The sequence below is a fragment of the Nostoc cycadae WK-1 genome (genome assembly GCF_002897135.1).
Taxonomy (GTDB): domain Bacteria; phylum Cyanobacteriota; class Cyanobacteriia; order Cyanobacteriales; family Nostocaceae; genus Nostoc_B.
Genome location: NZ_DF978425.1, coordinates 285,275 through 311,210, shown reverse-complemented (window position 1 = coordinate 311,210; position 25,936 = coordinate 285,275). Strand labels below are relative to the sequence as shown.

Here is a 25,936-nt window from a genome sequence, read left to right as displayed (position 1 = left end):
TGTCTCCGCCGCAAGGAGTTTTTATGAATTCCGACCTGATGCCTTCGCCTGAATCTTCTAATTTGCCTGAGTCCAATCAATCTGAAACCGAGATAGATATAGCCGCTGATGTACCAACAGTAGCAGCTCCAATTTCTGAATCGGAAAATTCGACTATTGACCCTAGTGAGACCGACAACGATGCTTATTTAGCCAATCGACAGCAACCGATTCCCCCACCCAGCGAACCAATGCAGTACAGAGCGATCGGCTTAGTCCGTGGTCGCTACATTGCAAGCAGTGAGCAGTTTACTCAAGGTACGCTCTTGACTGCGGATGGGGTGGAAATCCAAGCCGTTCTTCTCGGTCGCATTATGAGCTTAGTTAAGAATCACCTTGATTTAGAAAAAAATCATCTGTGGGTGGTTTACCCGCGTACTAAGCAAGAAAATGATGCCTTACATTTGCAAATTGTGGGCGTGTGGGAACCAGAAAATCTGGCAAAACAGCAAGCACAAGATTCGCCAGATGATGAATTACCACCAGCCGATGATGTTGTAACTGATAAAAGTGACATTAAACCTTCATCAGATATTCCCGATGGTGGTTTTTCTGTGCGTGGCGAGGTAGTTTACCAGTCTTTTGACGACAAGAACTTGGTTGTCAAAATTAAGCAGGCTGCTCGCAAACACGATGAAAAACCTAAATACTTTAAGCTAAAACTCAAAGGTGTCCTCACCACAAAAGCTGTGGGTAAGTTCTGGGACTTTCAAGTGAAACGAGATGGTGATTTATTAGCCATAGAAACAGCTGAGGCGATCGCTGATCTACCCAAAAAACGCCGACCCCCCCAAAGAGGTGGCCCCGGTGGTTTCCGTGGTGGTGGCGGTGGTGGTGGTCGCCGACCATTCCCCCCCAGACGTACTGGAGGAGACAGCCCCAGCCCACGCCCAATCAAGAAAATAGGCGGTGGCGAAGCCTCGGTGGTGTCTAAACCGCTGCCAAAATCTTCTACTCCTACGCCTAAGCCGATTAAAAAACAAAAGCCACCACAAGAGTAAGTAAAAAGTAAAAAGTAAAAAGTAAAAAGGTAAAAGATAAGAATTGTCTCTTGCTTTTGCTTTTTTACTTTTGCCTTTTGCCTTCCTAAAAATCTGTCCAACGGTCTTGGGGTAAGAACGATCGCTCCATTGGAATTGGGGCGACCGGTTCAGTTAGGGTAAAAGTGCCGGCTGCAATCCATTGTTTTAACTCTAGGGCGACTTGCCGAGATAAGAACATACTGGCTAAAGGTGCCGTTCGCACTGGTTTATTTTCGATGGTGAGTCGCCCAGATTTGAGTTGGGCGTAACTCACTAACCCAAAGGTAGGACGAACGCGTCGGGGAATGGAAAAATCGACGATGGGCGCGACTAAATCTTTGTCTTGCACTGCACAGTGTTCAACTACAACTTCGTTTAAGACTGGGAATGGTATCCCGACTCCCAACATCAATGAAGGGCCATAACTTTTAAAGTAACAACCACGCACCCAACGGGCTTGCATTTGTTTCGCATCCCCCATTAAGGCTAAGGTTGCAGCCGGGCCAATGGGTGTGCGATTGGCTAACCGCTTTTGTAAGGGGAAGTGTTGCGTACCTTCCCAAGCTATGTAGCCGATACCACCTCCTAAAAAAATCCGCGTCCCGATGCCAATTAGTTGTAAATCGGGGTCGTTGAACAAAGGCGAAATTGCGCCAGGATTAGAGTAGACGGCGTTACCGAGATGGGGTTGTAAAGGGCCGAGATAAGTAAAAAGTGGGCGATCGCCACCATTCACACCCACGATAAAATTTTGATACAGGTTGCGGGGATTGAATAAATAAAATTGATTGATAGTATCACGAGTAATGGTAGTTTCAAAAGTTGCCCGTGGATAACAATCGGTGACTTGTCCTTGCGCCCTCACTTGTACCTGTTTCCCGGCAATTAAATCTTCAATGACGTGACCACCGCCACGTTCGCGGACTTCTTCACCGTCCATCGTCTCCACTGCACAACTAGCACCTAAGTATAAATCGACAGCCCCAAAACCGGAATATGCGGGTACACCATCGATCCAGCAACGGCGAATTTTTATCGGGGGGTCAGTGTGTCCTAGATTAATAATGGCACCGCTGGATTCCATTGGCTCAAATGTGCCAGTGGTAATTACATCAACTTCTTTGGCAACTTTGCTTACGCCGACTTCTGCGACTCGTGCTTTGACTTCTTCAACTGTGAAAACGACTGCACGCTGGCGGCTAATTTTTTCGTTAATTTCGGCGATCGTTCGCATAATAATCAAAATTAGGGGTGTAAGGGTATGAGGGTGTACTTCGACTTCGCTCAGTAACCTTTACTATCACCTGTAATCTGTAACCTATCACCTATTCCCGATTAATCAATAGTTTCTGGGTCAATATTTAATTCCCGCAGTTTTGCTGCTAACTTTTCGGCTCGTGCTTGCGCTAGTTCTTTTTGCTGACATTCAAACTCTGCGGCTTCTTCTGGTGTCGGAATTAATAGACCTACTGGTGTAAAAAATCGCAATAGTCCTTCATAAATTCCCAAGTATAAACCTAACTGCTGACTCCACAAATGTCCTTGAGCATTTGCTTCTAGAGTTTGGTATTGACCATCAACTAAATGAAACCCAGCAAATTCTTGAGTTTCTGGGTCAAACCAAAAATAATCGGGTGTGCGGAAAGTATTTTGGTATAGTTTTTTCTTTAAATCTTTATCGGTTTTCGCAGTTGATTCTGAAAGAATTTCTAAAATTACGTTAGGATATTTCCCTTCTTCTTCCCAAACTACCCAACTTTTACGAGTTCGACGCTCTGTATCCAGCACAACAAAGAAATCTGGCCCCCGGAAGTGTTCATCTTTACGTTTATTCCAACTGTAGTAAATAGTCAGATTTCCAGCAGCGTAGAAGTCATTTCTGTCTCGCCATAACCACTTTAGACATTTGAGTAAGAGCATAATCTGCTCTAGATGCAGTTCTGTTTCCAAGAGAGGTTCGTCGCTGTATAAATCACCTGGAGGAAAGATAACATCTTCTGGGTTTGCTTGAGGATCGTCTAGTTCTTTGGCGAGGGACATGAGGAGATGACTGCATCTGGTAGTGATGGGTTTATTTTAACTTCTAGCTGGAAACAGGGTGTAGGGGCAAACATTTTTGATATTTGGTTGCGAGATAATCTGTATTCCCTCCTGTTAAAATCTACTTCAGAATGTGCAGAATGTACCATTTGAATGGTACAAATGAAAAATACAATTCCCACATCAGCGCACAACGGTAAACTTGGATAGCAAAACACACCTACAGCCTAAAACGATGAAAGCATCTGCTAAGTTCGACTTTGAGGACGAGAAATTTAATGCGCCGCCTTCTCAAGTCATCCCTTGGTGTCAGATGATTAATCCTCGGTATGGCACAGATGGTATGCAAACCTATGGTCTTGCCATCAAGCTAGATAATGCCAATGCTGTGGGGTTTCAGCCGGATGAAAATTGGCAGCAAGTAGAGCATGAATTTAGCTCTGGTGTTGAAACAGTTTTTATCTCTACTACTCCGCGCTTGGTGATAGTGCGTCGAGGGCCTTTGTCAGTCAAAGACCGTGAAACAGGGCTGAAATTAGGTACGTTAAAAGAAAATTATGATGCCTTTTTGGCTGATAAACTCAAATTTAAAACTTTTACGCGCTATTTAATTTTCTTAGTTAGTGAAGATAAGAAATTTTTACATGAATTGCCACTGCAATTAACTCTCAATGGTGCAGCCGGAGCAAGTTTCAGCAAAACTTATTGTGAGTTTCAACAAGGCAAAGTTGTGAGTGGTTTTGTTGCAGAGTTAGAAAGAACTTATGCTGTATATCGTAAACAACCTGTAACACCAAAAGGGCCATTATTCCACGCGCATGGCATTTTTTGTCCGATTATTGAGTGTGAAGAAAGAGGGATTGAACCCAACACGGTGTTAGTTGCTTCTACTGTAGATTACAAACATCCAACAGTTGGGACATTAACTCAATACCTGATTGCTTCTGATGCGCCTGAGTCGGCAATTATCTGCAAATATTTTGAAGAATACAAGGAATTTGGCAAGGAACCTGTCAGAACAGAAACTAGTAAACCTGTGATGGCGGGTGTTTCTAGTTCCTATATTTATGCTGATGAGGATGATTTTGGTTATCCGCCTTACTAAAGTATGAAGCAAATAGCCCTCAGACTGAAGTCTGGGGCTATACAAACTAAACCCGCCTGTGCGGGTTTTGAGAAAGTCCGCCTATCGCGGTGGCGCTGCGCTTGGCGCACTAGTCGAACCTTTCTATTTTTTCAGCAGTAAATAATATAGTGAACCATTACCACCTGTAATCCCAGCGCGATCGCCTGCTAGTTTACCAGTTCCCATAAAATAATCTACCCTGCCTGGGCCTTTAATCGCACTGCCTGTATCTTGATCTAAGACAAAACGGCTGACAGTCCGAGGTTGTAATTTGCCACCAGCAGCCGGATAGGGGAATGAACCATTAATGATTGCTAGTGCGCCAGGAGGCATAATAGATTTATCGGTAGCAATCGAACGTTCGGCGGTGACTGGCTCATTAAGACTACCAGTTGCTTTTCTCCCTGGAACTTCTTTAAAGAAAACGAAACGTTCCCAGCGGGGCAAATAATTATTTAACTCTAAGGGATTTTGGCGGAAGAAGCTAATCAGACGTGGCATAGTCAAGCCCTCTAGTGGCAGTTTGCCATCTTTGGCTAGTTCTTTGCCGATACTAGTCCAAGGATAGTCAGTCCCCCCGGCGTAACCTACAGAAGTAGTTTTGCCATTGGTTAACCTGATTTGGGCAGAACCTTGAATGTGTACCATATATGCGTCTAATCGATCGCGGAACCACAACAATTCCAAACCGCGTAACTGGCTTTTATCACCTTGTAAACCGTCTTTTCCTTCCAAATCAATCCTTTTTGGGTGAGGTTTAGCCCATTGGTCGAAATTCGGTGGGAGTTGATAAAGGGGATACTTATATATAGAAGTTTTAACGCGACTGGCCTGATAAATAGGCTCATAGTAAGCAGTAAATTTAACAGTACCCTTGCCATCATTGCCGACGGACTTGTAAAACACAAACTCCCGCTGAATTGCAGCTTGGAGTTGAGTTGCAGATTTAGCAGTTGCTACTAATTGCCGAAAACGCAATAAACTGCGTCGCACGCGATCGCGGGTAATTCCTGGCACCGGATAATTGTTATAGGCGGCGATCGCTTTATCTTTGGCCAAATAATCTAAACTATTATCAATGGCGGCTAAGAGAGCTTTGCGATCGCCTGGTTTACCTTTACGACCAAAAATTTGCTCATCCCATCCCAAGCAAGTAGATACCGGATTACAAGTATTACTAATATCAACTGGTTGGAGTGGTAATTGTAGCTCAGGCTGAGGGCTTGGCTGTGTAGGTAACGGTACAGGTAACGGTATCGTCGTCGGAACTTGAGCAACAGCTGGCCAAATTGTGTTTACAAGGGCAATTCCCAGACTCAAAGAAGCCAAAGCAAGGGTTTTTCTCATGATTTAGTCGAATCTTTCAACACTAGAACTAAACAGTGGTTCTACCCGGATTGCTACAATCCGAGATGGGCGGACAACCATATACTCTCCTTGAATATTCTTGATCGGTACACTAATAAAATCATTCGAGGCAGACTTAGGAACTAGTTCGCCACTATACCATTTTTGGAATTCTTGAATAGTGGGAAACCTTACTTCCTCACGATGACCAGTTTCCAGGAAGAGGTGTACAGCGTATTCATTCGGTGTTCTAGCCATAAAGTTGAATCATTACAAATATGTTCAACCCATGTTAACCACGTCACCTCAGAATGAAAAGGGTAAGCATACGGGAGCAAGAAAAGCTATCCGGAGAGTTTTGCATTAATCAACCATGAGCTATTACTCCAAAGTCTTGACTTTTATTGTCCCTCTAGACGGCCAAGAGTTGAAGCTGTTCCTGAAAGTATGTGTGCGGGCTGGGATCGACAGTGAATATTATCAAAACCTTGTTGGGTTTCGCTATTGCTCCACCCAATCTACTAGCGTGACAAGCTGAAAATGTTTGGTTGATTAAATTATTTAAAATGTCATTGCGTACCCCTTCGGGGAAGCAAGCTACGCGTAGCGTCTCGCAGAGAGGAGGAACGACGAAGCAATCCTAGCCCTTGCGATTGCTTCGTTCCTCGCAATGACAGAATTAGCATTTCCATTTTTTGAACCTAGCAAATTAAAGTTGCCGCGCTACTACCTTGCTTCATTACGAAGCTATATTTCTTGGCGGAATTTCTCGCCCTTGATAAAATTGTTTTTCTAACTTGCCTAAACCAAACCAAATACCGCCACCGAGTAATACAGCTACGTTGGCAATAATTACCGTGATATGAGAAATATCACCGGGAAATAAGACTGATAAAGACAGCAAACTCCAAATTAATGCTGTTGCTATCACCACTCCTAAACGCAAACGTTGGAGGTTTTTCAAAGCTGGGCGACAACTACCACAATGTTTTGTGTGGGAATGGTATCTATCTAATAAAGCCTCTTTGGGTAGTGGCGGCGGTAAAGTTTTTCCTGGAAATAATTCTGCACAATATTGTTTGACCCAAGAACGTAATTGAAATACAAAAATATCAGCTTTTGTTGGTAAATAAAACGCTTTGGTAAAGTTATCAGTGCCACCTTTTTGTTCTAAATAGCGTTCTTGGTGATGTAAGAAAATCTGATCATCTTCTAGTACGTTGTTTTGTCCTAAATGGGAGTACCAGCGAGGAGTGAGTTTGAGAAATAACCCTGGTAATTTTGAAGAGAATTTGAAAGGAAAACGGGCAAATAGGCGACATTCTCCTTTGCGGATAGGGGTTGCATAAACGACTGTTAATGTTCTGCCAAATTGCTTGGATGTGAGATCATGCCACATCAACCCAGGTGCAATAAAGGTAGTATCTTGTTTACCTAAAGTGCCTTTGCGGGGGCCTTCTTGCCAAAGGCCTTTAAATCCCCATTTACCTGACTCGACAATTTCTAATTCTACGGGTGCAACATTGGCGCGGTTGCCGACTGTGCGATGATGAGTGTAAGGAATGTGGCTGGAGTCGAGAACGTTTTCCATTAATGTCAAGGCATCGTAAGGTAAGTCTCGAAAGGTATTCAAGCAAACCCAGCCTTCAGTATTTTCTTCTAAAACGTCAACGATGGGAACTTGTGTTTTGGCAGCATTTTCCGGTTGACCAGGATAAACAAACAATAACCCTTGGCGGACTGTGGTTGGTAATGAATTTACACAAGCGCGGGGGGATGTTTCGGCTTTTCCCTCTGGTACTTGTTGAGGAATGCTTTCACATTTGCCTGTCCCTGAAAATGCCCAGCCATGATAAGGACATTCTAGCCAGCCAGCTTCGTTAACTCTGCCTTCGGAAAGTGGGGCTAAACGGTGGGGACATTGGTCTTCAAAGGCTCGCCAAGTCTGTTCATTTTTGTCCCACCACAAAACTAAGTCTCGCTCTAGTAAGGTGAAGCGCGTTAGCTGGGATTTATCTAAGTCTGCGATGTAGTGGACAGGATACCAAACTTCTAAGGGGTCAAAGCGTTCTGGGTCTAGTCCACCAGCAGGTAAATTATCTGTGGTTGTTGGGGATAATGGCTGTAAGAGGCTGTTGGACATGATGAGATGCGTCAAGGAATAATTGTCTACCCACAAAAAATGTAACAATTTTTTAACGGAGATGGCAGACGAGAGTCATGAAATCAGCCGATAGTCTAAATTAACAAGCAGTTGCACAAAACAATTTCAACACTATGGCAGTAGACACAAGGGAATGTGCAGGTGCGAAACTAGCTTTACGTCAGGCGTTGGCTGCTTGTGATGGTAACACTAAGGATGAAACTGTAATTGCTGCGATTGAAAATCTGCGACTTGTCAACCCAAATCCAGCACCAACTCGTAACGTTAAGTTATTAGATAATGACTGGCTATTAATTAGTGCGCCGAATTTTCCTGGGGGTGAACGACTAGCAAATGGTAAGTTTGCTTATACTCTTGGTCGCCTTGCTTTTAATATGTTTCAGCCGACAAAACTAAAATTAGTAATTGACCGAGTTTCTCAACCTGTTTTTTTATTAGGAAATGGCGAACAGCGCAGTCATGATATTGTTGTGGAATTTACGACTGCTGATGAAAATTATCCGCAAATATCTGGAGTTGTGCGGAACTTAGGTGTTTGTGAACCAATTAGTGATACGGTGCTACAAGTCAAATTTACTGGGGGAATTTTAGCACCGCAAGACCCAAATAAAATAGATGAATGGCGTGCAATTTTTGGTCAGCAGAGTCAAAATGTCAAACGTAATTTTAAAGACAGTTTGATGTTGGGTTTGTTTAAGTTAATGTTTGGTCTGGTTCCACCACAAGGAATGAATTCTGAGACTGGAGAAGTTAAGTTTATCATGGAGCGATCGCCTAAAGGTCGGCTAGAAATTCTCTATCTTGATGAGGAGTTGCGGATAACTTGTGGCGAAAAGGGAATCATTTTAGTCTGTGAAAGGCAATAGCGATCGCTTTCAGAAATCAGTCAGGCGACTTTTATAGTTAAAATTTACAAATCATACTGATCCTCTCCACTCCCTCGTTTCATGCAAACCCCTTCTTCTACTATTTCACATTTAATTGCTGCGGGCTTTCATGCTCTTTCTGATCCTCTGCGGATTAATGTGCTGGAACTATTGCGACAGCAAGAACTTTGTGTATGTGATTTGTGTGATGCGTTGGGGGTAAATCAGTCAAAACTTTCGTTTCACCTCAAGACTTTAAAGGAAGCTGGCTTAGTTAACTCCCGTCAAGAAGGACGTTGGATTTATTACAGTTTAAATATGCCGCAATTTAGTGTTTTAGAGCAATATTTAGCAGATTATCGCCAGCATAGTGTAATACCACCTATACGTTCTTGCTGCGACTAATATCTGATATCCTGGATGCGATCGCTTAACAATTACTCCAGTGAGAATTGCTGAATTTGGCTAAAGTCGAGTTAGTGGTGAGTTAATCACAAAAGCAAAATTGGCTTTCCACCGCAATTTTCATAAGGAAGTAGATTAAAAATGTTACTGCATTTGAGTACTTGGCCAGAAGTTGAAGCTTATTTACAGCAATCTCAGGGAATAATTTTTCCGATTGGTTCTACAGAACAACACGGGCCGACAGGGTTAATTGGTACTGATGCGATTTGTGCAGAAGCGATCGCCCGTGGTGTAGGTGAAGCAACTGGGGCGATCGTTGGCCCTACAATCAATGTGGGAATGGCATTGCATCACACTGCTTTTCCCGGCACAATTAGTCTCCGTCCTAGCACTTTAATTCAAGTAGTTCGAGATTACGTAACTAGTTTAGTCAAAGTTGGTTTTAGCAAATTCTACTTTATCAACGGCCACGGCGGTAACATTGCTACTCTCAAAGCCGCATTCTCGGAAACTTACGCTTATCTAGAAGATTTACAAATTTCCCATGCTCATCAAGTGCAATGTCAAGTAGCTAACTGGTTTATGTGCAGATCTGTATATGAGTTAGCTAAACAATTGTACGCTGATCAAGAAGGTTCTCATGCTACCCCCAGTGAAGTAGCTGTCACTCAATATGTTTATCCCGAAGCAATTAAACAAGCACCCCTTTCTACAGAAGTGGCGCGGGGACACAACATTTATAGTGCGGCTGATTTTCGCAACCGTTACCCAGATGGTCGTATGGGTTCAAATCCCGCTTTAGCAACTCCAGAACATGGTAAGCAATTTTATGACTTGGCTGTAAAAGAACTCAGCAATGGATATTTGGAGTTTCTCAACGCAGGTTAAAGGATAGTAGGTGATAGGGTTTCAGATACTCGACTTTTTTAAAAAGTCGAGTATCTCGTTGTTCAGAGCAAAAAGACTCATTAATGGAGAAAAAAGATCATTCACGAGTCTTTAAGCTTCATTAATGCAGAAAAAAGCCTCATTAATGAGTATCAAAAGCTCATTAATCAAAAAAAAAGCCTCATTAATCCAGTTCTCATACTCATTAATGAGTATCAAAGGCTCATTCACAAGTATTCAAGCTTCATTAATGCAGAAAAAAGCCTCATTAATCTAGCTCCCATACTCATTCACAAGCTAAAATACTTGTCTACTCGTTTCTTTTCTGTCACCTTCTTCGCAGCTATGAGCAATTTTTTCCGCGCCAATGTTGATGCAATGGCTAGTTACGTTCCTGGTGAACAGCCGAAACGCGGTACTCAAGTCATTAAACTCAATAGTAACGAAAATCCCTACCCTCCCTCACCTCATGCTTTAGCCGCACTACAAAAAATTGACGGTGAGTGGTTGCGGCGTTACCCTGAACCATTTGGCGACCAGTTTCGCCAAGCTGCAAGTCAGGTTTTAGGAGTACCGAGTGATTGGATTATTGTAGGTAATGGTAGTGATGAAATTTTAAATGTCGTGATGCGAGCCTGTACGGAACCGGGACGCAAAGTTGTTTATCCCACACCGACTTATGTCTTATATCGTACCCTGACGGAAATGCAGTCGGCAGATATTATCGAAATTCCCTACAGTGAAGACTACAAATTACCAGTAGCAGAGTTAATTGCTGCTGATGGTGCTGTGACATTTATTGCTTCACCTAACAGTCCTTCTGGTCATGTTGTCCCTAGTCCAGATTTAGAAAAACTCGCCAGCCAGTTATCTGGGGTGTTAGTCATTGATGAAGCTTACGTAGATTTTGCCGAAGCCGATGCCTTAGCTTTGGTGAAAGAATATGAGAATGTGATAATTATTCGCACCTTATCTAAAGGTTACTCATTAGCGGGTTTGCGCTTGGGTTTTGGGATAGGGAATCCCAAGCTGTTGCAGGGATTATTTAAGGTCAAAGATAGTTATAACATTGATGCGATCGCCTGTACAGTTGCCACAGCCGCCATCACCGACCAAGCTTATAAAAATGCTTGTGTAGCCAAAATTAAAGCATCTCGCACCCAACTCACCAGAGAATTTCAACAATTGGGTTTTCTGGTTTGGGAGTCTCACACCAACTTTTTACTAGTCCAGCCACCCCAACAAAACGCCGAGTATCTCTATCAAAAACTCAAAGAACAACAAATACTCATCCGCTACTTTCCCCACCTCGGACTACTAGATAAACTCCGCATCACCATTGGTACAGATGAGCAAAATCAAGTTTTAGTAAATGCCATTAAGGCATTAATTTCAACAAGAATTTAGATATAACTGTAGTCGCATAGACTAGGACATCCTGAAAGCTTGAATAACAGGAGTAGTAATATTTTACTTCCTGCCTTCTGCCTCCTGCCTTCTGCCTTCTGCCTCCTGCCTCCTGCGATAAAATAAATTGCTGAAACTTAGGTCGCTATATGAGTGAATGGTATAAAGAAGACCTCGCCTTTATCCATGATGATGGTTTTCGGGATTATGCGCTCAAATCAGCCCCAGGTATTTTAGAAATTTTACGGCAAAACAAAATTAACTCAGGTTTAGTTGTGGACTTGGGTTGTGGTAGTGGATTATGGGCAAACGAACTCGTCAAGTCTAATTATCAGGTATTAGGCGTTGATATTTCCGAGGCGATGATTGCGATCGCTCAAAACAGAGTTCCCCAAGCCAAATTTTATGTTGGTTCAGTATTTAAAATTGCCATTCCCCCATGTCACGCTGTTACTTCCATTAGTGAATGTTTGAGTTACTTGTTTGACGCTGACAACAACCGCCAAAACCTGATTCAGCTTTTTCGACGCATATATCAAGCATTAACGCCTGGTGGTGTGTTTATCTTCGATATTGTGGAAGCAGGACAAATTGCAATCGGAAATAAAACTAAAAATTTTACTGAAGGTAAAAATTGGCTGGTATTAGTTGAAAAAGAAGAACTGCGATCGCAAAACATTTTAACCCGCCGCATCATCACTTTCCGCCAAGTCGGAGAATATTACAGACGAGATGAAGAAATACATTATGTGCAATTATACCGAGCCACCCAAATAGCCACAGACTTACGAAAAATTGGCTTTCGCGTGCAAACAACTCGTAATTATGGCAGTTACTATTTACCCAAAGGTAATGCTGCATTTATCGCCCGTAAACCCTTTCCTGATTAAAGGGATAATATCTACTACAAAAACTGTTGTAATATGACTTATAAATTTGTTGACACTCTCACAGAAAAGCAAATTTCTGAACTAGTACAGTTATATAAAAATGAATTCTGGAGCAAACAGCGTACATATCAAGATGTTGCCAAAATGCTCAAAGCTTCAAATATTGTTTTAGGTTTGATAGATAATAATGAACAGTTAATTGGGTTTACTCGCGTTCTCACAGACTTTGTGTATCGAGCAACTATTTACGATGTCATAATTAAACCAGACTATAGAAAACAGGGGCTTGGTGTAAAGTTACTAGATGCAATTGTCAATCATCCTCAATTAAATCAAGTCGAGCATATCGCCCTTTACTGTTTACCAGAAATGATACCATTTTATCAGCGTTGGGGCTTTACCCCAGAAGTTGGCAATCTTAAATTGATGTATCGATATCACCAATCACATAAGGATAAACTACATGATTATTAATCCAGATAATATTCCCAGCCGCACAACTTCAATTTACCCAGAAAAATTCCAACATATCGTTGCTGGGAGAGTTAAAAAAGCGTTAGGAAATGCCGCCGGATTAAAAAATTATGGGGTAAATTTAGTCACCCTAGCACCAGGAAGTTGCTCGGCTTTAAGACATTGGCATACTCGGCAAGACGAGTTTATTTATATCATTGAAGGTGAAGCAACCCTAGTCACCAACGCCGGAGAGCAAATTCTCACACCAGGAATGATGGCGGGTTTTCCCGCTGGCGAAGAAAACGGACATCACCTAGTAAATCGCTCTGAGACAATAGTAATTTATTTAGAAGTTGGGGATAGAACACCGGATGATGAAGGTTACTATCCAGACGATGATTTAATTGCCAAAGCAGGTGTAAATGGTGAGCGAATTTTTACGCGAAAAGATGGAACTCTGTATTAGATTTGAGGTTACTTATAATATGCGATCGCATCCAAATTACCACAACATTTTAGCTAAATCATCAGGTAATTCTCATGGTTTACAGTGATTTCAGCTTAACTAAGTTTAAAAAAGATTTCCAGATTAATATTCATGAAAAAATGATTTGTTCATGAATATTTTACCTATACAAATAAGTGATATATTAATAAATACTTTAGAAGAAACAACAGAGTTAGCATTAGCTATTAATACAGAAAAAGCTCGCTCAGAAATGATTATTACCCCTATTTTATTAGAGGTAAGACGTAGTGCTGATTGCCAGATAAGTTTATTTTCTGGCACAGATTTTAATGTTGATACTGACAAAGGTCTGAATGGTTATTGTGATTTTGTCATCAGCCGTTCTAAAGAACAGTTAACAATTAATGCACCTGTAATTATTATTGTTGAAGCCAAGAATGAAAACATTAAAAATGGATTAGGTCAATGTATGGCAGCCATGTTAGCGGCTCAGATATTTAATGAACGAGAAGGCAATAATATTAAAACCATTTATGGAGCAGTTACAACAGGAGATATTTGGAAATTTTTGCAGCTAGAAGGTACAAATTTATTTGTTGATTTATATAACTACTATATTAAAGAATTAAATAAGATTTTAGGGATTTTAATTCAAGGAATTCAATGTTAAAAGCAAGCGATCGCCTCTAGTTATAATTTAACGACAGATCTACCAGTTAGTTTAATACTGAGATGAAAAGCGATCGCTTCACCAGTTATTTCCTACCTGTTGTGTGATCAGCATCACACAAAAACCAGATCTACATCATTGAGTCTTAAGTAAGTCTGACATAGCCTTTGGGGTAACTATAACCTATACTTACTGTAAGTATAAGTTTAGATTATTATGTGGCGGAGTGGGGGAGAGGATAATGCTAGAGAAACTCTTACTTGCAACTATTTTAACCTTGGTCTTACGTTTAATTGCAGAGATAGGTTGGTCTACTCCCAGCAATACAAGCCAAAAAATTGATTTTTATCAGCCAGGAGAATTTGCTGTTATGCAAATTCATTAACTAATCTAGGCATCTACTGAGGGCAAACTGCTCAAACTCTTCATATCATAGGCTGAAGTATAAATTTATAGCCTAATTTTGAGTTTTGAGCAGCAAATATTGCAAAACCGAGTATGAAAAGCCCAACTTTAGCCACCATCATATTTATAGCCACTATCAGTTTAAGCTCAACTGCCCAAGCAGCTAATTCAGAACATCTAAGACAGTTATTAGCAACCAAACAATGTCAGAACTGCGATTTGACTGGTGCAGGGTTAGTATTGGCTGATTTATCTGGGGCAAATTTGAGTGGTGCGAATCTCACCGGTGCAAATCTCAGTCGTGCTAATTTAACGGGTGCTGATTTACGTGGTGCAAACTTAGCTGGTGCAGGATTATTTGGCGCTAACTTAACAGAGGCGAAATTCAACGGGGCGAATCTTGCCGGTGCAGATTTAAGAAACACTTATTTAGGTAATGCAGAATTTACCAAGGCTTACCTACAAGGAGTTAACTTTCAAGGTGCTATTGGTATCCCATTACAAATTGCTACCCCAGAAGAGTTTTATGCTTGGGGTATAGCAGAAGGGCAGAAAGGCAATCACCAACAAGCAATTAGTTACTTTAATCAAGCGATCGCCGCTAAACCAGAATACGCAGGCGCATACTTGGCTCGTGGTATTGCTAAATACCAATTATTTGACCGTCAAGGTGCGTTTGAAGATGCCCAAATAGCTGACAAGCTGTTTACTAACCAACAAAACGGCACTGGAACCCAAACAGCCCAGGCTTTTATCAAAGAACTGCAAACACCTTACAAAGAAAATGTCACTACAGGCAAAGCTAGTTTCTTTGATTTTGTCAGTGGTCTTGGCTCAGTTCTGCTTCAGTTCTTACCCTTCTAATTTATCAACTAATAACCAATTACCAGAGTGATTTCGCCTTCCCCACACAGTAATCAATTGTTCATGTACAGTAACTTGTAGCTGTTCATCTATGTGCGATCGCAAAGTTACTAGTTGCCAAGTTTGTCCTTGTTCAGCAGTTGGTTCAGTAATTAAAAGTTTGTAATTTTGCTGATCTATGCGTTGGAAAATACCTGTAAAACATTCACAATTTTGGGTTGATACTTGCTCAACCAATGATATTTTAGGGCAATAACCACTTACAGGATAATCTTCAGGATGATTTAAATAATCTAGTTGCGTCGATAACCATTGTGAATGATTGGGAGAAAAATCTAGATTAAATAAAGGTGCGATCGCCGCAGGTGCTTGTTTATCCTGCAATAATGCTTCTTGTAAAGCCCTAACTGGTAAATCTCGCGGCTGTAAACCCAACTCAACACACATAGCAGCAGCCATCCCTGCGGCTTGACCGATACCCATCACCACAGGTTGCAATCTTGTTGCACCATTAGCTATATGGGATACAGATATATTTTTTTCACAAACCAATAGACCATCTGTAGTAGCAGGAACTAAACAACGGTAAGGAATAGTGAACGGTGTTCCCGTCCAGCGTCCCCCCCAGCGAATTGATTTTGGTTGTAACGGTAAATCGAAGCCTGGATAATGATGGTCGTTGGCGTAGTTCCCAATAGCAACTGCATCTGGAAACAAAGATGCAACTCTACCTTCGGCTACAGGTAAAATATCCTGTTCTCGAATTGTGGTGAGTCCTACCAAGCGGCGACTTTCTCGGTAATAGGGATGTAATGCAAAAGCTGTGTCATTCCAAGGGAAAACCTTCTTTGCTAAACCATAGCGACAACCTAACTGATTTTGGATGAAATGAGCGAAATTCTGGCTATGCCAGCGACATTCTTGGAGAAACTCAGCTTTAGATATTTCCGACTCTACCAAACGCCCGACACCTTCACCGTAGTCATTCCCGTTGATTGGCCAGTTAATCATAAAGCGATCGCCCGGCAAGCGTCCATAATTCAAAAATTTCTCTGCACCATAGTTTTCCCAAGCACCAACAAACAGCGCAGAATCATAACTAGGCGCAGCTGGAATTTCGGGTGCAACGCTATCACCAAAATCTTGCATAATTACTACCCAAGTTGGTGACTGTACTGGATATTTTTCAGTGATGGCATTATAACTAGTTAACGCGCTGGGTTCTCTCCATTCAGACTGCAACTCCCAACCCCAACGGTAAGGTATTTCCGCCAACGCCAATAAATCACCCAATTCTGTACCGTCGAGAATTACCTTGGCTTGAACAGTAAAATCCGCAAACCGCACCCCAGTAATACAATTTTCCTGTTGTAAAACTTCTAACGGTACGTATCCAGAAATCCATTGCAGATTTGCCAACTCCTTCACCCAATCAGCAAAAATTTCCGCACCCACACCAGGATCATAACTAAAAAAACTTACCCAACTATTATCTAATCCTCCCGGTTGGCGTTGTCGTAATTCTTGTAAAAACGCTCCCCATAACCCCGTTTGCCAAGCAACTAATTCATTCCCATCTGGTGCAGATACTCCAGCGGAAGTCAGCATTCCTCCCAACCAAGCAAACTCACTCACCAAAAGCGTTTTTACTCCCCTTCTGGCTGCTTGAATGGCCGCAGCAGTTCCACCAGTTCCCCCGCCCACAACTAAGATATCAGTTGTATATATTTGATGAGTCATAGTTTATATTTGTATCTTGTTATAATTATTTTTTGCTACAAAGGTGAAAAGAGCAATAAAATAAATGCTGAACAACATAGATGTAAATAAAATTATTATTAATTTATCTCTAATTTTTCAACCAGTTTTCTAACTGTAAATTAGGAATATTAATAAAATCTTTGATGTTATTAGTTACGAGAATATCATTACGAGAACGAGCAACATCAGCAATCAAAGCATCTACTTCGCCAGTTGGTTTCGCGATTGTTTTGAGTTCGCTGTGAATTTTACCAAATTCACAAGCTGCGTCTATATCGAATGGTTCTATTAGTAATAATTCAAGAAACTGCTGCAAATTTTCTTGATTTTTGGCTAATTGTTGAGAATAATAAACACCTTTATAAAGTTCTGCAACTATAATTGTGGATAGATAACATTGACTAAAGTAGAGATTAAATTTCCTCACGGCTTGGGTATCTGCTTTGAGCAATACAATGCAAATGTTAGTGTCTAACAGATACATTAGCCTTTATCCTGATTATCAATTGAGTCTAGGCTTCTACCTTGGTAGACATGACGTTGCTGGTCAATTTCTGCAAATATTTCTGTTAAGTCTGGTTGATTTTTCCACGCCCCAAATAATTTATTTAATTTAGCTAATTTCTCTTCTTCTGTTAAATCTAATTGTGGTTTAGCTATTAGCTTTTCAACATTCTGTAATTGACGTAAACGTTTTTGCTTCCACTCGCGCAGTGCTTCACGAATTACCTCACTGCTACTAGCATATTCCCCTGACTCTACAGCATTACGAACCAAAGCTGCCATTTCTGGAGTCAGAGCAACACTGATTTTTTCGACGTTAGGCATAGCAATACGTCCTTTTCGCTCTATAGTAGCAATTTTTCCTACCGTCTTGCATACTTGCAGCGATGTCTCTCAACAAGTCCTTCCGTCTACGCATCAGAGCAAGAAATCGTCAAGGCAAAGCTAAAATAGTAATTTACGTTTAAATTGGTCGAACTTTTAATCTTATGACTTCTGCTACTCCAGTCAAAACTGAGTACGAAGCGATTATTGGTCTAGAAACCCATTGTCAGCTAAGTACGAATACAAAAATTTTCTCTAGTAGCTCTACAGCGTTCGGTGCTGATCCAAATACTAACATTGACCCCGTGTGTATGGGATTACCTGGGGTTTTACCCGTACTCAACGAAAAAGTTCTAGAGTATGCAGTGAAAGCAGGTTTAGCATTGAATTGCCAAATCGCTAAATATAGCAAATTTGACCGTAAACAGTATTTTTACCCTGATTTACCGAAAAATTACCAAATTTCTCAATATGACTTACCCATTGCTGAACATGGTTGGTTAGAAATTGAGTTGGTAGATGCTGAAGGAAATCCTGTTCGTAAACGCATTGGTATTACCCGCCTGCACATGGAAGAAGATGCAGGTAAGTTAGTTCATGCGGGAAGCGATCGCCTTTCTGGTTCCAGCTATTCTTTAGTAGACTATAACCGTGCAGGTGTACCGTTAGTCGAAATTGTCTCGGAACCCGATATTCGTTCTGGACAAGAAGCTGCGGAATACGCCCAAGAGTTACGCCGAATTATGCGTTATCTCGGTGTGAGTGACGGGAATATGCAGGAAGGATCGTTGCGTTGCGATGTTAACATCTCTGTGCGCCCCGTCGGACAAGAAAAATTTGGCACGAAGGTAGAAATTAAAAATATGAACTCCTTCAACGCCATTCAACGGGCGATTGAATACGAAATTGAACGCCAAATCGCCGCAGTTGAAGCCGGAGAACGCATCATTCAAGAAACCCGGTTGTGGGAAGAAGGCGCACAACGCACAATTAGTATGCGGACTAAAGAAGGTTCTAGTGATTATCGCTACTTCCCCGAACCAGATTTAGCACCCATTGAAGTATCTGATACTCAACTAGAGAACTGGCGTAGCGAACTACCAGAACTCCCCGCCCAAAAGCGTCATCGTTATGAAACCCAATTGGGACTGTCAGCTTATGATGCGCGAGTCTTGACAGAAGAGCGCTACGTATCAGAATATTTTGAAGCAGCGATCGCATCTGGGGCAAATCCCAAAGCAGCCGCAAACTGGATTACTCAGGATATCGCCGCATATCTCAACAAGCAAAAACTCAATATTGCTGATATTGCTTTAACCCCTGCTAACCTGGCTGAAGTCATTACCCGCATTGAAACTGGCAAAATTAGCAACGCTCAAGCTAAAGAAAAATTGCCAGATTTACTCCAAGGTGTGACCCCCGAAAAAGCTTTTGCAGGTCAAGAACTCATCACCGACCCCAGTGTTCTAGAACCAATTGTCGATGAAGTGATTGCAGCGAACCCCAAAGAACTAGAAAAATACCGTAATGGTAACACCAATCTCAAAGGCTTCTTTGTCGGGCAAGTGCTGAAAAAGACTAGCAAACGTGCTGATCCGAAGTTAACTAACGAACTGGTGGATAAAAAGCTGAATGCTTAATTTGATTGACAGTAAATTCTTGACAATCAGATATTTTTACCAGTTTTCGTTCAGTAGTATCTTCACAGTATATTTACTAAAATCACATCTTACTAAGTAATAACCCTCACAAATAAAAGGCTATTATTTGCTTAGTAGATGCACCCTAATGATTCGGAGAGTTGCCCCAGCTTCTCTCCTTATTTTTTAGCTAAGAAGTTATGTTTCTATCACATTTGCAATCTTGATTTGGTAAGCAAAATAGTTGACTTAGCAAATTTATTTGCTCAAGCAAGTAATTCAACCTATCAAAGCAATCAAAAGTGATTAAAGGTAACCATAAATGTCAATGTGCATTTTTAGATGTGACACAGACTAGTAACCAAATTTACCATTTTCATTTAAAATTTTATGTCTAAGTAGTCTACGGATAAATTCTTAATAATATTTATACAAAAAAACAAATAATGGGTGATACTCCTCATGGCAAAAATGATATGCTGTGTTAAGTAGATGCACCCTGATGATCTGGAGAGCTGCTCAAGTGGCTCTCCTTTTTCAATAGATGTAGGCAGTAGGGAATGCACAAATGACAATTGACTATTGACTGTGGACTATTGGTATAATCGCCAGTCAAGCCGCTAATTTTGTGGGGGAACGTAAAAATGGCAGACTGGCAAGAAATTACTGGTGGTGTGACTGCTCCTAAAGGATATCGAGCCGCAGGAATCACCGCAGGATTAAAACCATCGGGATTGCCAGATTTAGCTTTGATAGTCTCTGATGTAGAGGCGATCGCATCTGGTGTATTTACCACTTCTCAAGTTAAAGCCGCCTGTGTAGATTATTGCCGTCAAATTTTACAAGCCAAACCTAGCGCTCGTGCCATTCTTTGCAACGCCGGACAAGCCAACGCCGCCACAGGTAGTCAAGGTATACATGATGCTAATGAAAGTGCGGAGTTGTTAGCCAAAGAATTGAATATTTCTCCAGAATTGATTTTGTTAGCTTCTACTGGTGTAATTGGTCAACGCATCAAGATGGATGCCTTACGCAGCGGTATTCCTAAATTAGTAGCAGCACTTTCCGAAACAGGTTCAGATGCTGCTGCTGGCGCAATTATCACCACAGATTTAGTACCAAAATCTATAGCGCTAGAAACAACTATAAGCGATCGCCCAGTCCGGATTGGTGGTATTGCCAAAGGTTCCGGGATGATTCACCCCAACATGGCAACTATGCTGGCATTTGTCACCTGTGATGCAGCCGTTTCCCCCCACCTTTGGCAACAAATGTTGAATAGAGCCGCAGATAAAAGCTTTAATTCCATTACTGTAGATGGTGATACTAGCACCAACGACAGCTTAATTGCCTTGGCAAATGGTCAATCTCGCACCCCAGCAATTACCGAGATGGGTGCAGAAGCCGAAAAATTAGAGGCGATGTTAACAGCAGTATGCCAGCATTTAGCCAAAGCGATCGCACGGGATGGTGAAGGTGCAACCTGCCTCATTGAAGTGCAAGTTACAGGAACTCATGATGACCTCGCCGCACGACAAATCGCCAAAACCATTGCAGGTTCATCCTTAGTTAAATCTGCAATCTTTGGTCGTGACCCCAACTGGGGACGCATCGCCGCCGCCGCCGGACGCGCAGGTGTACCCTTTGAACAAGATAATTTGCAAATTAAATTAGGCGATTTCTTACTGTTAGAAAATGGTCAACCTCTGCAATTTGACCGCGCCGCCGCCAGCACATATTTAAAACAAGCAGCCACCGATTATCCCGTTGCTGATGTAGTGGCTACTAATAATAGTAATGATTTATCAGGCGAGCGTAGTAATATCAAAACTCAACGATTAGATACTCCCGTAATTATTGCCGTCAGTGTTGGTAATGGTCATGGTACAGGTAAAGCTTGGGGTTGTGATTTAAGTTACGACTACGTGAAAATTAACGCCGAGTACACAACTTAGGTAAACCAGCAGATATTGGTGGTAAGCATTTGCAGAATTTTATTAGTGAGATAGGTTCAGTGTGCTGCATAGCTTGATTGCGATGAGGATTATTAAATAATGGGCAAGAGTTTAAGCGATAAGATTAAAGAACTTCCGTTAGAGCGTCAAAAGAAAATTGAGGCACGCGCTCAAGAGTTTATAGCTCAAGAAATATACAGAAACAGAACAAGACAAAGGATGTAAATAATTAGAAAACTGGGGGTTTTCTCAAAGCAAGAAGTAGCAGTTCTTAGAAGAAATAAAGGACAGGTATTAGAGGATGTTTGAAAAGTATGTTTATTAACATCAAAGTCTAAAAAACCTAACCCCCCTAGCCCCCATTCCCTCGTAGGGAATGGGGGTTTAAAAGCCTCTTCCCGAAACGGAGAGAGGAATGGAAGAGGGGTTTGTAGTATACTTTAAGACTTTTCAAACAACCTCTTAGTTTAATACTTAAGAATAAAGAAATATGCGATCGCACTTCTGCATCGTTGTACGACTAGGCGCGATCGCATTTATTCTAAAACTCTATATTATGTCTGGCTAAATGCTTATAATTTTGGCACTTTTTATTAAATCATCGATGAATCTTGACCCTGCATTATCAACCCGTCAGATCCTACTCCTTAATACTAATCACATCCGATAAAGTATTTAATAAATCTGTCGCAGTATAGGGCTTAGACAGGAATTTGTTGGCACCAAAGGCAATAGCCTTCTGTTCATTAGAGGGTAAGCCACTGACAGCAATAATCTTAACTTTGGGGTTGAGAGTTCGCAGGGTGCGGATGGCTGTTAATCCGTCCATATTGGGCATGAATATATCTAACAAAATGGCGCTGATTTCTGGCTGATGTTCCACGTAGAAAGCGATCGCCTCAATGCCATCGTTAGCCACAAGGGTTTTGTAGTTATAATCTGTTAGGGTTTCCTGAGTAGTTTGTCGAACAACCGCTTCATCATCTACAACTAAAATTAACTCACCCTTACCTCTAGGTAAATCAGTCTCATTTGTTGTCTCGATTACTATTCCTTCTCCTCTGGGCAAAAACACCTGGAATTGTGTTCCTTTATCTACCTGACTTGATACTTCCAAAAAACCACCACAGTTTTTGACGATACCTAAAACCGTTGATAACCCTAGCCCTGTACCTTTCCCAACTTCTTTAGTAGTAAAAAAGGGATCAAATATGCGCTCTAAAATTTCTGGAGGAATTCCTGTGCCTGTATCTGAGACTGTCACTAAGATGTAGCCTCCTGCTTTCGCCTCCGGGCGCATTCGGGAGTATGTTTCGTCAATTACCCGATTTTCGGCAGTGATAGTGAGCATACCACCATTAGGCATAGCATCACGGGCATTGACTGCCAAATTCATGAACACCTGTTCGAGTTGGGTGGGATCTCCTTGCACCATCCACAAAGTTTTTGTGGGAATGTTCTTGACAATTTCAATGGACTTAGGAAATGTTTGTTGGATGACTTTGGCTAATTCTTGGAGCAAATGTCCAGGTTGCAATAGAATTGTTTTCCCTTCTGTACCACGGGCAAAGGTGAGAATTTGTTTAACTAAGTCAGCCCCATGCTTCGAGCTAGTTTCTAGTGTTTTGAATAGTTGTTGTGTCTGTGCATCCACATTTTTGCATCTGCTAGGCAGCAACTGGGAAATCATCATAATAGGTGCAAAAACATTGTTCAAGTCGTGAGCAATGCCACTGGCTAAAGTTCCCAAACTTTCTAGGCGTTGAGCGCGGTAAAATTGTTGCTCTAGTTGCTTTTTGTCAGTGATGTCGGTGTTGACTGATAAGATAGATTGGCTTTGTCCAAATTGATTGTGTACCAGTGTCCACCGACTCGCAACGATAATTTTTCTGCCAGTTTTGGTGGTTTTTTCTAACTCCCCTTGCCAAAAACCTTGTTCGAGAGTGGTTTTTACACCTGCTGCCATTTGAGACAAGGATTCTACGTGGAAAAGTTCATAGGTTAATTTCCCCACACTTTCCTCTGCTGTCCAACCGTACAAATTTTCCGCACCTCGACTCCAGAACAGAATGCGGTTTTCTAAATCGCGGACAAAAATGGCATCGGTAGCAATATCAATTAAAGCTGCTTGTTCACGGATTTTTTGTTGTGCCTGTTTGCGCTCAGTAATATTGCGGCTGATGGTTGCTAAACCAATTAGCTGGTCGTTCATGTCTTTGACAGAAAAAACGCTGTAAATCATCCATAATGCTTCTTCCGTCTTGAAATGACGGAAACGAATTTCTACTTCCGCCCGTCCCTCATGCAAAACACGCGGAAAAAATTCATTGATGATAAAGTCCTGATCTTCGGGAAAGAAAAATTCCCTGACTGGAGTTTCCTTGTATTGCTGTAAGTCTTCTAACCCGACTATTTGCTTGCCCGCTTCATTGACATAAAACGGCACAAAATTCATATCACACATACCGATAAATTCTGTGCTGTTATCGGCTAGAGAAACAAATTTACGGATTTCAAGTTCCGATTGTTTACGCTCAGTGATATCTATATTCACCCCAATCATCTGGAGTGGCTGATTGGTGGTGTTATCGTATAATATTTGACCTTTGCATACTGACCAACCAACTGTGCCATCTGGGTAAATAAACCGGAATTCAAGATTATGGGGTACTTGCTGGTCAATCGCTCGCAAAACGGATTGATGCAACAATTCGCGGTCTTCAGGGTAGACAATGAGATTTATAAAATTTTCATAGCTGACATCAAAGGTATCAGGAGTTACACCAAATAAAGTAAACAAACTCTCAGACCAGATAACCTGATTGGTTTTGAAATTCCATTCCCAAGTGCCAATGTTACCAATACTCAGTGCCAGTTGTAACCGTTGCTCACTTTCTCTCAGAGTTTCCTCAGTCTGTTGACGATCGCGCAACATAGCTTGGCGATCGCTCACATCCCGCAGTATTGAAAGATGACGATGGGATATAAAATTGGCAACTGCCGCAAATTCAGTTTCTCGCACTGTGCCATCGGGACGATGTAATTTAAACTCACCAAACATTTGTCCTTGTTCACAGAACTGTTGCCAAGCTTGGGTAAAATCAAATCCGGGTTCGGCAAAATCCGCAATTGTAGAACCTAAAAGTTCTTCCCTAGATATACCAAACAAGTCACAGGCTGCCGGATTGACATTTACATACCGTCCCTCGTCATCCGCAATGGCGATCGCATCAAGAGCATGATCAAACAGGGCTTGCCACTGATATTCCCGCTGCTGGAGTCTGGCTTCGATCTGTTTGCGCTCCTCAATTTCCTGTTGTAAACGTGCATTTGTTACTACCAGTTCGGCTGTTCGTTCCGCTACCCGCAACTCTAACTCTTGTTGAGTTTGGCGTAGTGATTTCTCGGCTTGGCGGCGTTGTCTTACTTCCTGTTCTAACTGCTGGTTGGTTTGTCTGAGTTGAAATGTTTGCTCCTCAACTTTGGCTTGTAAAACTTGAATAACCCTGACTATTTCTAAAGGATCAAGCACTTGTAGGAGATTGGTTTGTGTCACTAGTCCTTGCAGTTGTCCTTGTTCACCCACTACGGCTAACCGCCGCACCTGTCGCTCTTGCATCAACTGGTGAACAGTCCACAAAGATTCAGTGGGACTGATACTTAATACAGGGGTACTCATCATGGCTTGTGCCTGGGTTCGGGCGATATCTAGTCCCTGTAACTGAACTTGAATAATATCTTTCTCAGTGATCATGCCCACTGGAATCAGCGTTGTCTCTTGTGGGGCGATAATTACCACACAACTAATCTGGCGATCGCTCATTATCTGGGATAATTCCAAGACAGATGTAGTTGGTAGCGCATGAATAACTTCCGTTACCATTACCTCTGTTACATATCGCAGTTTCAGCAGGTGAACTGGTTGGATCACCAGACGAATTCTGTCTTGAGTAATCAAACCTACCAATTGCCCTTGCTTATCTACTACCGGCAAATGGCGAATACAATGCTGGCGCATGAATGATAAAGCTGTGAGGGCATTTTGATCACAAGTCAGCGTCAGGCTCATCACTGGCTGCGTCATCACCTCTAAAATTTTTATCCTGGATAAATCTACCCCCTCCCCAGTCAACCGGACTACATCCCGTAAAGTTAATATACCTACTAATTTTTTTTCTTTAACTACTAAAACACAACTACTAAAACCAGATGCAGATTTTACTTTACTATTGCTTACCGGATTCATTAAAGCGATCGCATCAATGAGTAGAGTATCTGGTAATACAGTTAAAGGAAAATATTCAATTACTTGCTCTAAATTCGGCAAATTTAAAGGATAAAGTGATTGCATTAGTTCAGTTTGTCAGTTAAAGCAATAAAGAATTTATTTCAACAGTCTTAACAGCACGAAAATAGCTTGAACAATCATGAAGCTTCAAAACCGATGGTAAACTTTAGCTTTCTTGTCAAATCAAAGTTCTATGTACTTAGATAATCTTTTGTAATACTAATAACTTTTTTTGTTGAATATCCTCGGTTAATTATATAAGTATTTTTACAACTAATGACTATCTTACCTTGAAGTTTCTATTCACATTTGGCCTTTATTAATCAAATATCTATTAAACGATAGCATTGCGATAAATTAATCAATTTAATTTTCATTTGGACTGGATTATCAGCTAAATCAGCAA

At 41.5% G+C, this 25,936-nt stretch carries 23 protein-coding genes and 1 pseudogene; 15 read left to right on the top strand and 9 right to left on the bottom strand.

The window, feature by feature from the left end; all coding sequences use genetic code 11:
* Window positions 1-23: 23 nt before the first annotated feature.
* Window positions 24-1,040: a hypothetical protein gene (locus NCWK1_RS09365; protein WP_103124521.1), complete on the top strand. Its 1,017-nt coding sequence runs from the start codon at window positions 24-26 to the stop codon at window positions 1,038-1,040.
* Window positions 1,041-1,125: 85 nt separating this feature from the next.
* On the opposite strand, the gene NCWK1_RS09360 is transcribed toward NCWK1_RS09365, so the two are convergent.
* A complete protein-coding gene (locus tag NCWK1_RS09360) occupies window positions 1,126-2,295 on the bottom strand; it encodes a homocysteine biosynthesis protein (protein ID WP_096579783.1) in 1,170 nt (389 codons plus the stop codon).
* A 101-nt stretch (window positions 2,296-2,396) separates the two neighbouring features.
* Window positions 2,397-3,101: a Uma2 family endonuclease gene (locus tag NCWK1_RS09355; RefSeq protein WP_103124520.1), complete on the bottom strand. Its 705-nt coding sequence runs from the start codon at window positions 3,099-3,101 to the stop codon at window positions 2,397-2,399.
* Window positions 3,102-3,107: 6 nt separating this feature from the next.
* Here NCWK1_RS09355 and NCWK1_RS29485 point away from each other — a divergent pair, with 6 nt between their 5' ends.
* Window positions 3,108-3,254: a hypothetical protein gene (locus NCWK1_RS29485; protein ID WP_187308096.1), complete on the top strand. Its 147-nt coding sequence runs from the start codon at window positions 3,108-3,110 to the stop codon at window positions 3,252-3,254.
* 82 nt (window positions 3,255-3,336) lie between these two features.
* Window positions 3,337-4,206, top strand: a complete 870-nt coding sequence (locus NCWK1_RS09350) for a DUF5895 domain-containing protein (protein ID WP_096579778.1) — start codon at window positions 3,337-3,339, stop codon at window positions 4,204-4,206.
* 123 nt (window positions 4,207-4,329) lie between these two features.
* On the opposite strand, the gene mltA is transcribed toward NCWK1_RS09350, so the two are convergent.
* The 3 genes from mltA to NCWK1_RS09335 form a co-directional block, all read right to left on the bottom strand.
* Window positions 4,330-5,574 (bottom strand): murein transglycosylase A, encoded by a 1,245-nt coding sequence (gene mltA, locus NCWK1_RS09345; RefSeq protein WP_103124519.1) that lies wholly within the window; start codon window positions 5,572-5,574, stop codon window positions 4,330-4,332.
* A 3-nt stretch (window positions 5,575-5,577) separates the two neighbouring features.
* Entirely contained in the window at window positions 5,578-5,832 is a 255-nt protein-coding gene (locus NCWK1_RS09340; RefSeq protein ID WP_015112827.1) for a hypothetical protein, read from the bottom strand.
* A gap of 481 nt (window positions 5,833-6,313) precedes the next feature.
* A complete protein-coding gene (locus NCWK1_RS09335) occupies window positions 6,314-7,717 on the bottom strand; it encodes an aromatic ring-hydroxylating dioxygenase subunit alpha (RefSeq protein ID WP_103124518.1) in 1,404 nt (467 codons plus the stop codon).
* Between the two features lie 134 nt (window positions 7,718-7,851).
* On the opposite strand from NCWK1_RS09335, the gene NCWK1_RS09330 reads away from it, so the two are divergent.
* From NCWK1_RS09330 to NCWK1_RS09290, 10 genes and pseudogenes are all read left to right on the top strand, one after another.
* Window positions 7,852-8,604 (top strand): PAP/fibrillin family protein, encoded by a 753-nt coding sequence (locus tag NCWK1_RS09330; protein WP_103124517.1) that lies wholly within the window; start codon window positions 7,852-7,854, stop codon window positions 8,602-8,604.
* Between the two features lie 81 nt (window positions 8,605-8,685).
* A complete protein-coding gene (locus NCWK1_RS09325) occupies window positions 8,686-9,009 on the top strand; it encodes an ArsR/SmtB family transcription factor (RefSeq protein ID WP_103124516.1) in 324 nt (107 codons plus the stop codon).
* A 141-nt stretch (window positions 9,010-9,150) separates the two neighbouring features.
* Window positions 9,151-9,897, top strand: a complete 747-nt coding sequence (locus NCWK1_RS09320) for a creatininase family protein (RefSeq protein WP_103124515.1) — start codon at window positions 9,151-9,153, stop codon at window positions 9,895-9,897.
* A 345-nt stretch (window positions 9,898-10,242) separates the two neighbouring features.
* Entirely contained in the window at window positions 10,243-11,304 is a 1,062-nt protein-coding gene (gene hisC / locus NCWK1_RS09315) for a histidinol-phosphate transaminase (protein WP_103124514.1), read from the top strand.
* 149 nt (window positions 11,305-11,453) lie between these two features.
* Complete coding sequence (locus NCWK1_RS09310; protein WP_096579767.1) at window positions 11,454-12,194, top strand: class I SAM-dependent methyltransferase; 741 nt, start codon at window positions 11,454-11,456, stop codon at window positions 12,192-12,194.
* 33 nt (window positions 12,195-12,227) lie between these two features.
* Window positions 12,228-12,668 (top strand): GNAT family N-acetyltransferase, encoded by a 441-nt coding sequence (locus NCWK1_RS09305; protein ID WP_103124513.1) that lies wholly within the window; start codon window positions 12,228-12,230, stop codon window positions 12,666-12,668.
* Window positions 12,658-13,116 carry a cupin domain-containing protein gene (locus NCWK1_RS09300; RefSeq protein ID WP_096579762.1) on the top strand — a complete coding sequence of 153 codons (459 nt, stop codon included), beginning with the start codon at window positions 12,658-12,660 and terminating at the stop codon, window positions 13,114-13,116. Before NCWK1_RS09305 ends, NCWK1_RS09300 begins: the two co-directional genes overlap by 11 nt.
* A gap of 74 nt (window positions 13,117-13,190) precedes the next feature.
* A pseudogene (locus NCWK1_RS09295) lies at window positions 13,191-13,789 on the top strand (hypothetical protein).
* A 241-nt stretch (window positions 13,790-14,030) separates the two neighbouring features.
* Window positions 14,031-14,174: a hypothetical protein gene (locus NCWK1_RS29480; protein WP_187308095.1), complete on the top strand. Its 144-nt coding sequence runs from the start codon at window positions 14,031-14,033 to the stop codon at window positions 14,172-14,174.
* A gap of 113 nt (window positions 14,175-14,287) precedes the next feature.
* On the top strand, window positions 14,288-15,058 hold the full coding sequence (locus NCWK1_RS09290) for a pentapeptide repeat-containing protein (RefSeq protein WP_103124512.1): 771 nt from the start codon (window positions 14,288-14,290) through the stop codon (window positions 15,056-15,058).
* Here NCWK1_RS09290 and NCWK1_RS09285 read toward each other — a convergent pair.
* The 3 genes from NCWK1_RS09285 to NCWK1_RS09275 all read right to left on the bottom strand — a co-directional run bounded on the left by NCWK1_RS09285 (window position 15,047) and on the right by NCWK1_RS09275 (window position 17,647).
* A complete protein-coding gene (locus tag NCWK1_RS09285) occupies window positions 15,047-16,798 on the bottom strand; it encodes an FAD-dependent oxidoreductase (RefSeq protein WP_103124511.1) in 1,752 nt (583 codons plus the stop codon). The genes NCWK1_RS09290 and NCWK1_RS09285 overlap by 12 nt on opposite strands.
* 109 nt (window positions 16,799-16,907) lie before the next feature.
* Window positions 16,908-17,303 (bottom strand): type II toxin-antitoxin system VapC family toxin, encoded by a 396-nt coding sequence (locus tag NCWK1_RS09280; RefSeq protein ID WP_103124510.1) that lies wholly within the window; start codon window positions 17,301-17,303, stop codon window positions 16,908-16,910.
* Window positions 17,303-17,647 carry a ribbon-helix-helix domain-containing protein gene (locus NCWK1_RS09275; protein WP_103124509.1) on the bottom strand — a complete coding sequence of 115 codons (345 nt, stop codon included), beginning with the start codon at window positions 17,645-17,647 and terminating at the stop codon, window positions 17,303-17,305. The genes NCWK1_RS09280 and NCWK1_RS09275 overlap by 1 nt, the downstream gene beginning before the upstream one ends.
* 164 nt (window positions 17,648-17,811) lie before the next feature.
* On the opposite strand from NCWK1_RS09275, the gene gatB reads away from it, so the two are divergent.
* Window positions 17,812-19,287 (top strand): Asp-tRNA(Asn)/Glu-tRNA(Gln) amidotransferase subunit GatB, encoded by a 1,476-nt coding sequence (gatB, locus tag NCWK1_RS09270; RefSeq protein WP_103124508.1) that lies wholly within the window; start codon window positions 17,812-17,814, stop codon window positions 19,285-19,287.
* Window positions 19,288-19,931: 644 nt separating this feature from the next.
* Window positions 19,932-21,242: a bifunctional ornithine acetyltransferase/N-acetylglutamate synthase gene (gene argJ / locus NCWK1_RS09265; protein WP_103124507.1), complete on the top strand. Its 1,311-nt coding sequence runs from the start codon at window positions 19,932-19,934 to the stop codon at window positions 21,240-21,242.
* Window positions 21,243-21,882: 640 nt separating this feature from the next.
* Here argJ and NCWK1_RS09260 read toward each other — a convergent pair.
* A complete protein-coding gene (locus NCWK1_RS09260; RefSeq protein WP_103124506.1) occupies window positions 21,883-25,593 on the bottom strand; it encodes a PAS domain S-box protein in 3,711 nt (1,236 codons plus the stop codon).
* Window positions 25,594-25,936 lie beyond the last annotated feature (343 nt).

Bases quoted from the DNA above. Each gene is read 5' to 3' on its own strand.
- NCWK1_RS09300 (WP_096579762.1), top strand. From the start codon at position 12,658: ATGATTATTAATCCAGATAATATTCCCAGCCGCACAACTTCAATTTAC.
- NCWK1_RS09350 (WP_096579778.1), top strand. From the start codon at position 3,337: ATGAAAGCATCTGCTAAGTTCGACTTTGAGGACGAGAAATTTAATGCG.
- NCWK1_RS09330 (WP_103124517.1), top strand. From the start codon at position 7,852: ATGGCAGTAGACACAAGGGAATGTGCAGGTGCGAAACTAGCTTTACGT.
- NCWK1_RS09355 (WP_103124520.1), bottom strand. From the start codon at position 3,101: ATGTCCCTCGCCAAAGAACTAGACGATCCTCAAGCAAACCCAGAAGAT.
- NCWK1_RS29485 (WP_187308096.1), top strand. From the start codon at position 3,108: ATGACTGCATCTGGTAGTGATGGGTTTATTTTAACTTCTAGCTGGAAA.
- NCWK1_RS09290 (WP_103124512.1), top strand. From the start codon at position 14,288: ATGAAAAGCCCAACTTTAGCCACCATCATATTTATAGCCACTATCAGT.
- NCWK1_RS09365 (WP_103124521.1), top strand. From the start codon at position 24: ATGAATTCCGACCTGATGCCTTCGCCTGAATCTTCTAATTTGCCTGAG.
- NCWK1_RS09320 (WP_103124515.1), top strand. From the start codon at position 9,151: ATGTTACTGCATTTGAGTACTTGGCCAGAAGTTGAAGCTTATTTACAG.
- NCWK1_RS09340 (WP_015112827.1), bottom strand. From the start codon at position 5,832: ATGGCTAGAACACCGAATGAATACGCTGTACACCTCTTCCTGGAAACT.
- NCWK1_RS09335 (WP_103124518.1), bottom strand. From the start codon at position 7,717: ATGTCCAACAGCCTCTTACAGCCATTATCCCCAACAACCACAGATAAT.
- NCWK1_RS09360 (WP_096579783.1), bottom strand. From the start codon at position 2,295: ATGCGAACGATCGCCGAAATTAACGAAAAAATTAGCCGCCAGCGTGCA.
- NCWK1_RS09260 (WP_103124506.1), bottom strand. From the start codon at position 25,593: ATGCAATCACTTTATCCTTTAAATTTGCCGAATTTAGAGCAAGTAATT.
- NCWK1_RS09285 (WP_103124511.1), bottom strand. From the start codon at position 16,798: ATGACTCATCAAATATATACAACTGATATCTTAGTTGTGGGCGGGGGA.
- NCWK1_RS09275 (WP_103124509.1), bottom strand. From the start codon at position 17,647: ATGCCTAACGTCGAAAAAATCAGTGTTGCTCTGACTCCAGAAATGGCA.
- argJ (WP_103124507.1), top strand. From the start codon at position 19,932: ATGGCAGACTGGCAAGAAATTACTGGTGGTGTGACTGCTCCTAAAGGA.
- mltA (WP_103124519.1), bottom strand. From the start codon at position 5,574: ATGAGAAAAACCCTTGCTTTGGCTTCTTTGAGTCTGGGAATTGCCCTT.
- gatB (WP_103124508.1), top strand. From the start codon at position 17,812: ATGACTTCTGCTACTCCAGTCAAAACTGAGTACGAAGCGATTATTGGT.
- NCWK1_RS09310 (WP_096579767.1), top strand. From the start codon at position 11,454: ATGAGTGAATGGTATAAAGAAGACCTCGCCTTTATCCATGATGATGGT.
- NCWK1_RS09280 (WP_103124510.1), bottom strand. From the start codon at position 17,303: ATGTATCTGTTAGACACTAACATTTGCATTGTATTGCTCAAAGCAGAT.
- hisC (WP_103124514.1), top strand. From the start codon at position 10,243: ATGAGCAATTTTTTCCGCGCCAATGTTGATGCAATGGCTAGTTACGTT.
- NCWK1_RS09325 (WP_103124516.1), top strand. From the start codon at position 8,686: ATGCAAACCCCTTCTTCTACTATTTCACATTTAATTGCTGCGGGCTTT.
- NCWK1_RS09305 (WP_103124513.1), top strand. From the start codon at position 12,228: ATGACTTATAAATTTGTTGACACTCTCACAGAAAAGCAAATTTCTGAA.
- NCWK1_RS29480 (WP_187308095.1), top strand. From the start codon at position 14,031: ATGCTAGAGAAACTCTTACTTGCAACTATTTTAACCTTGGTCTTACGT.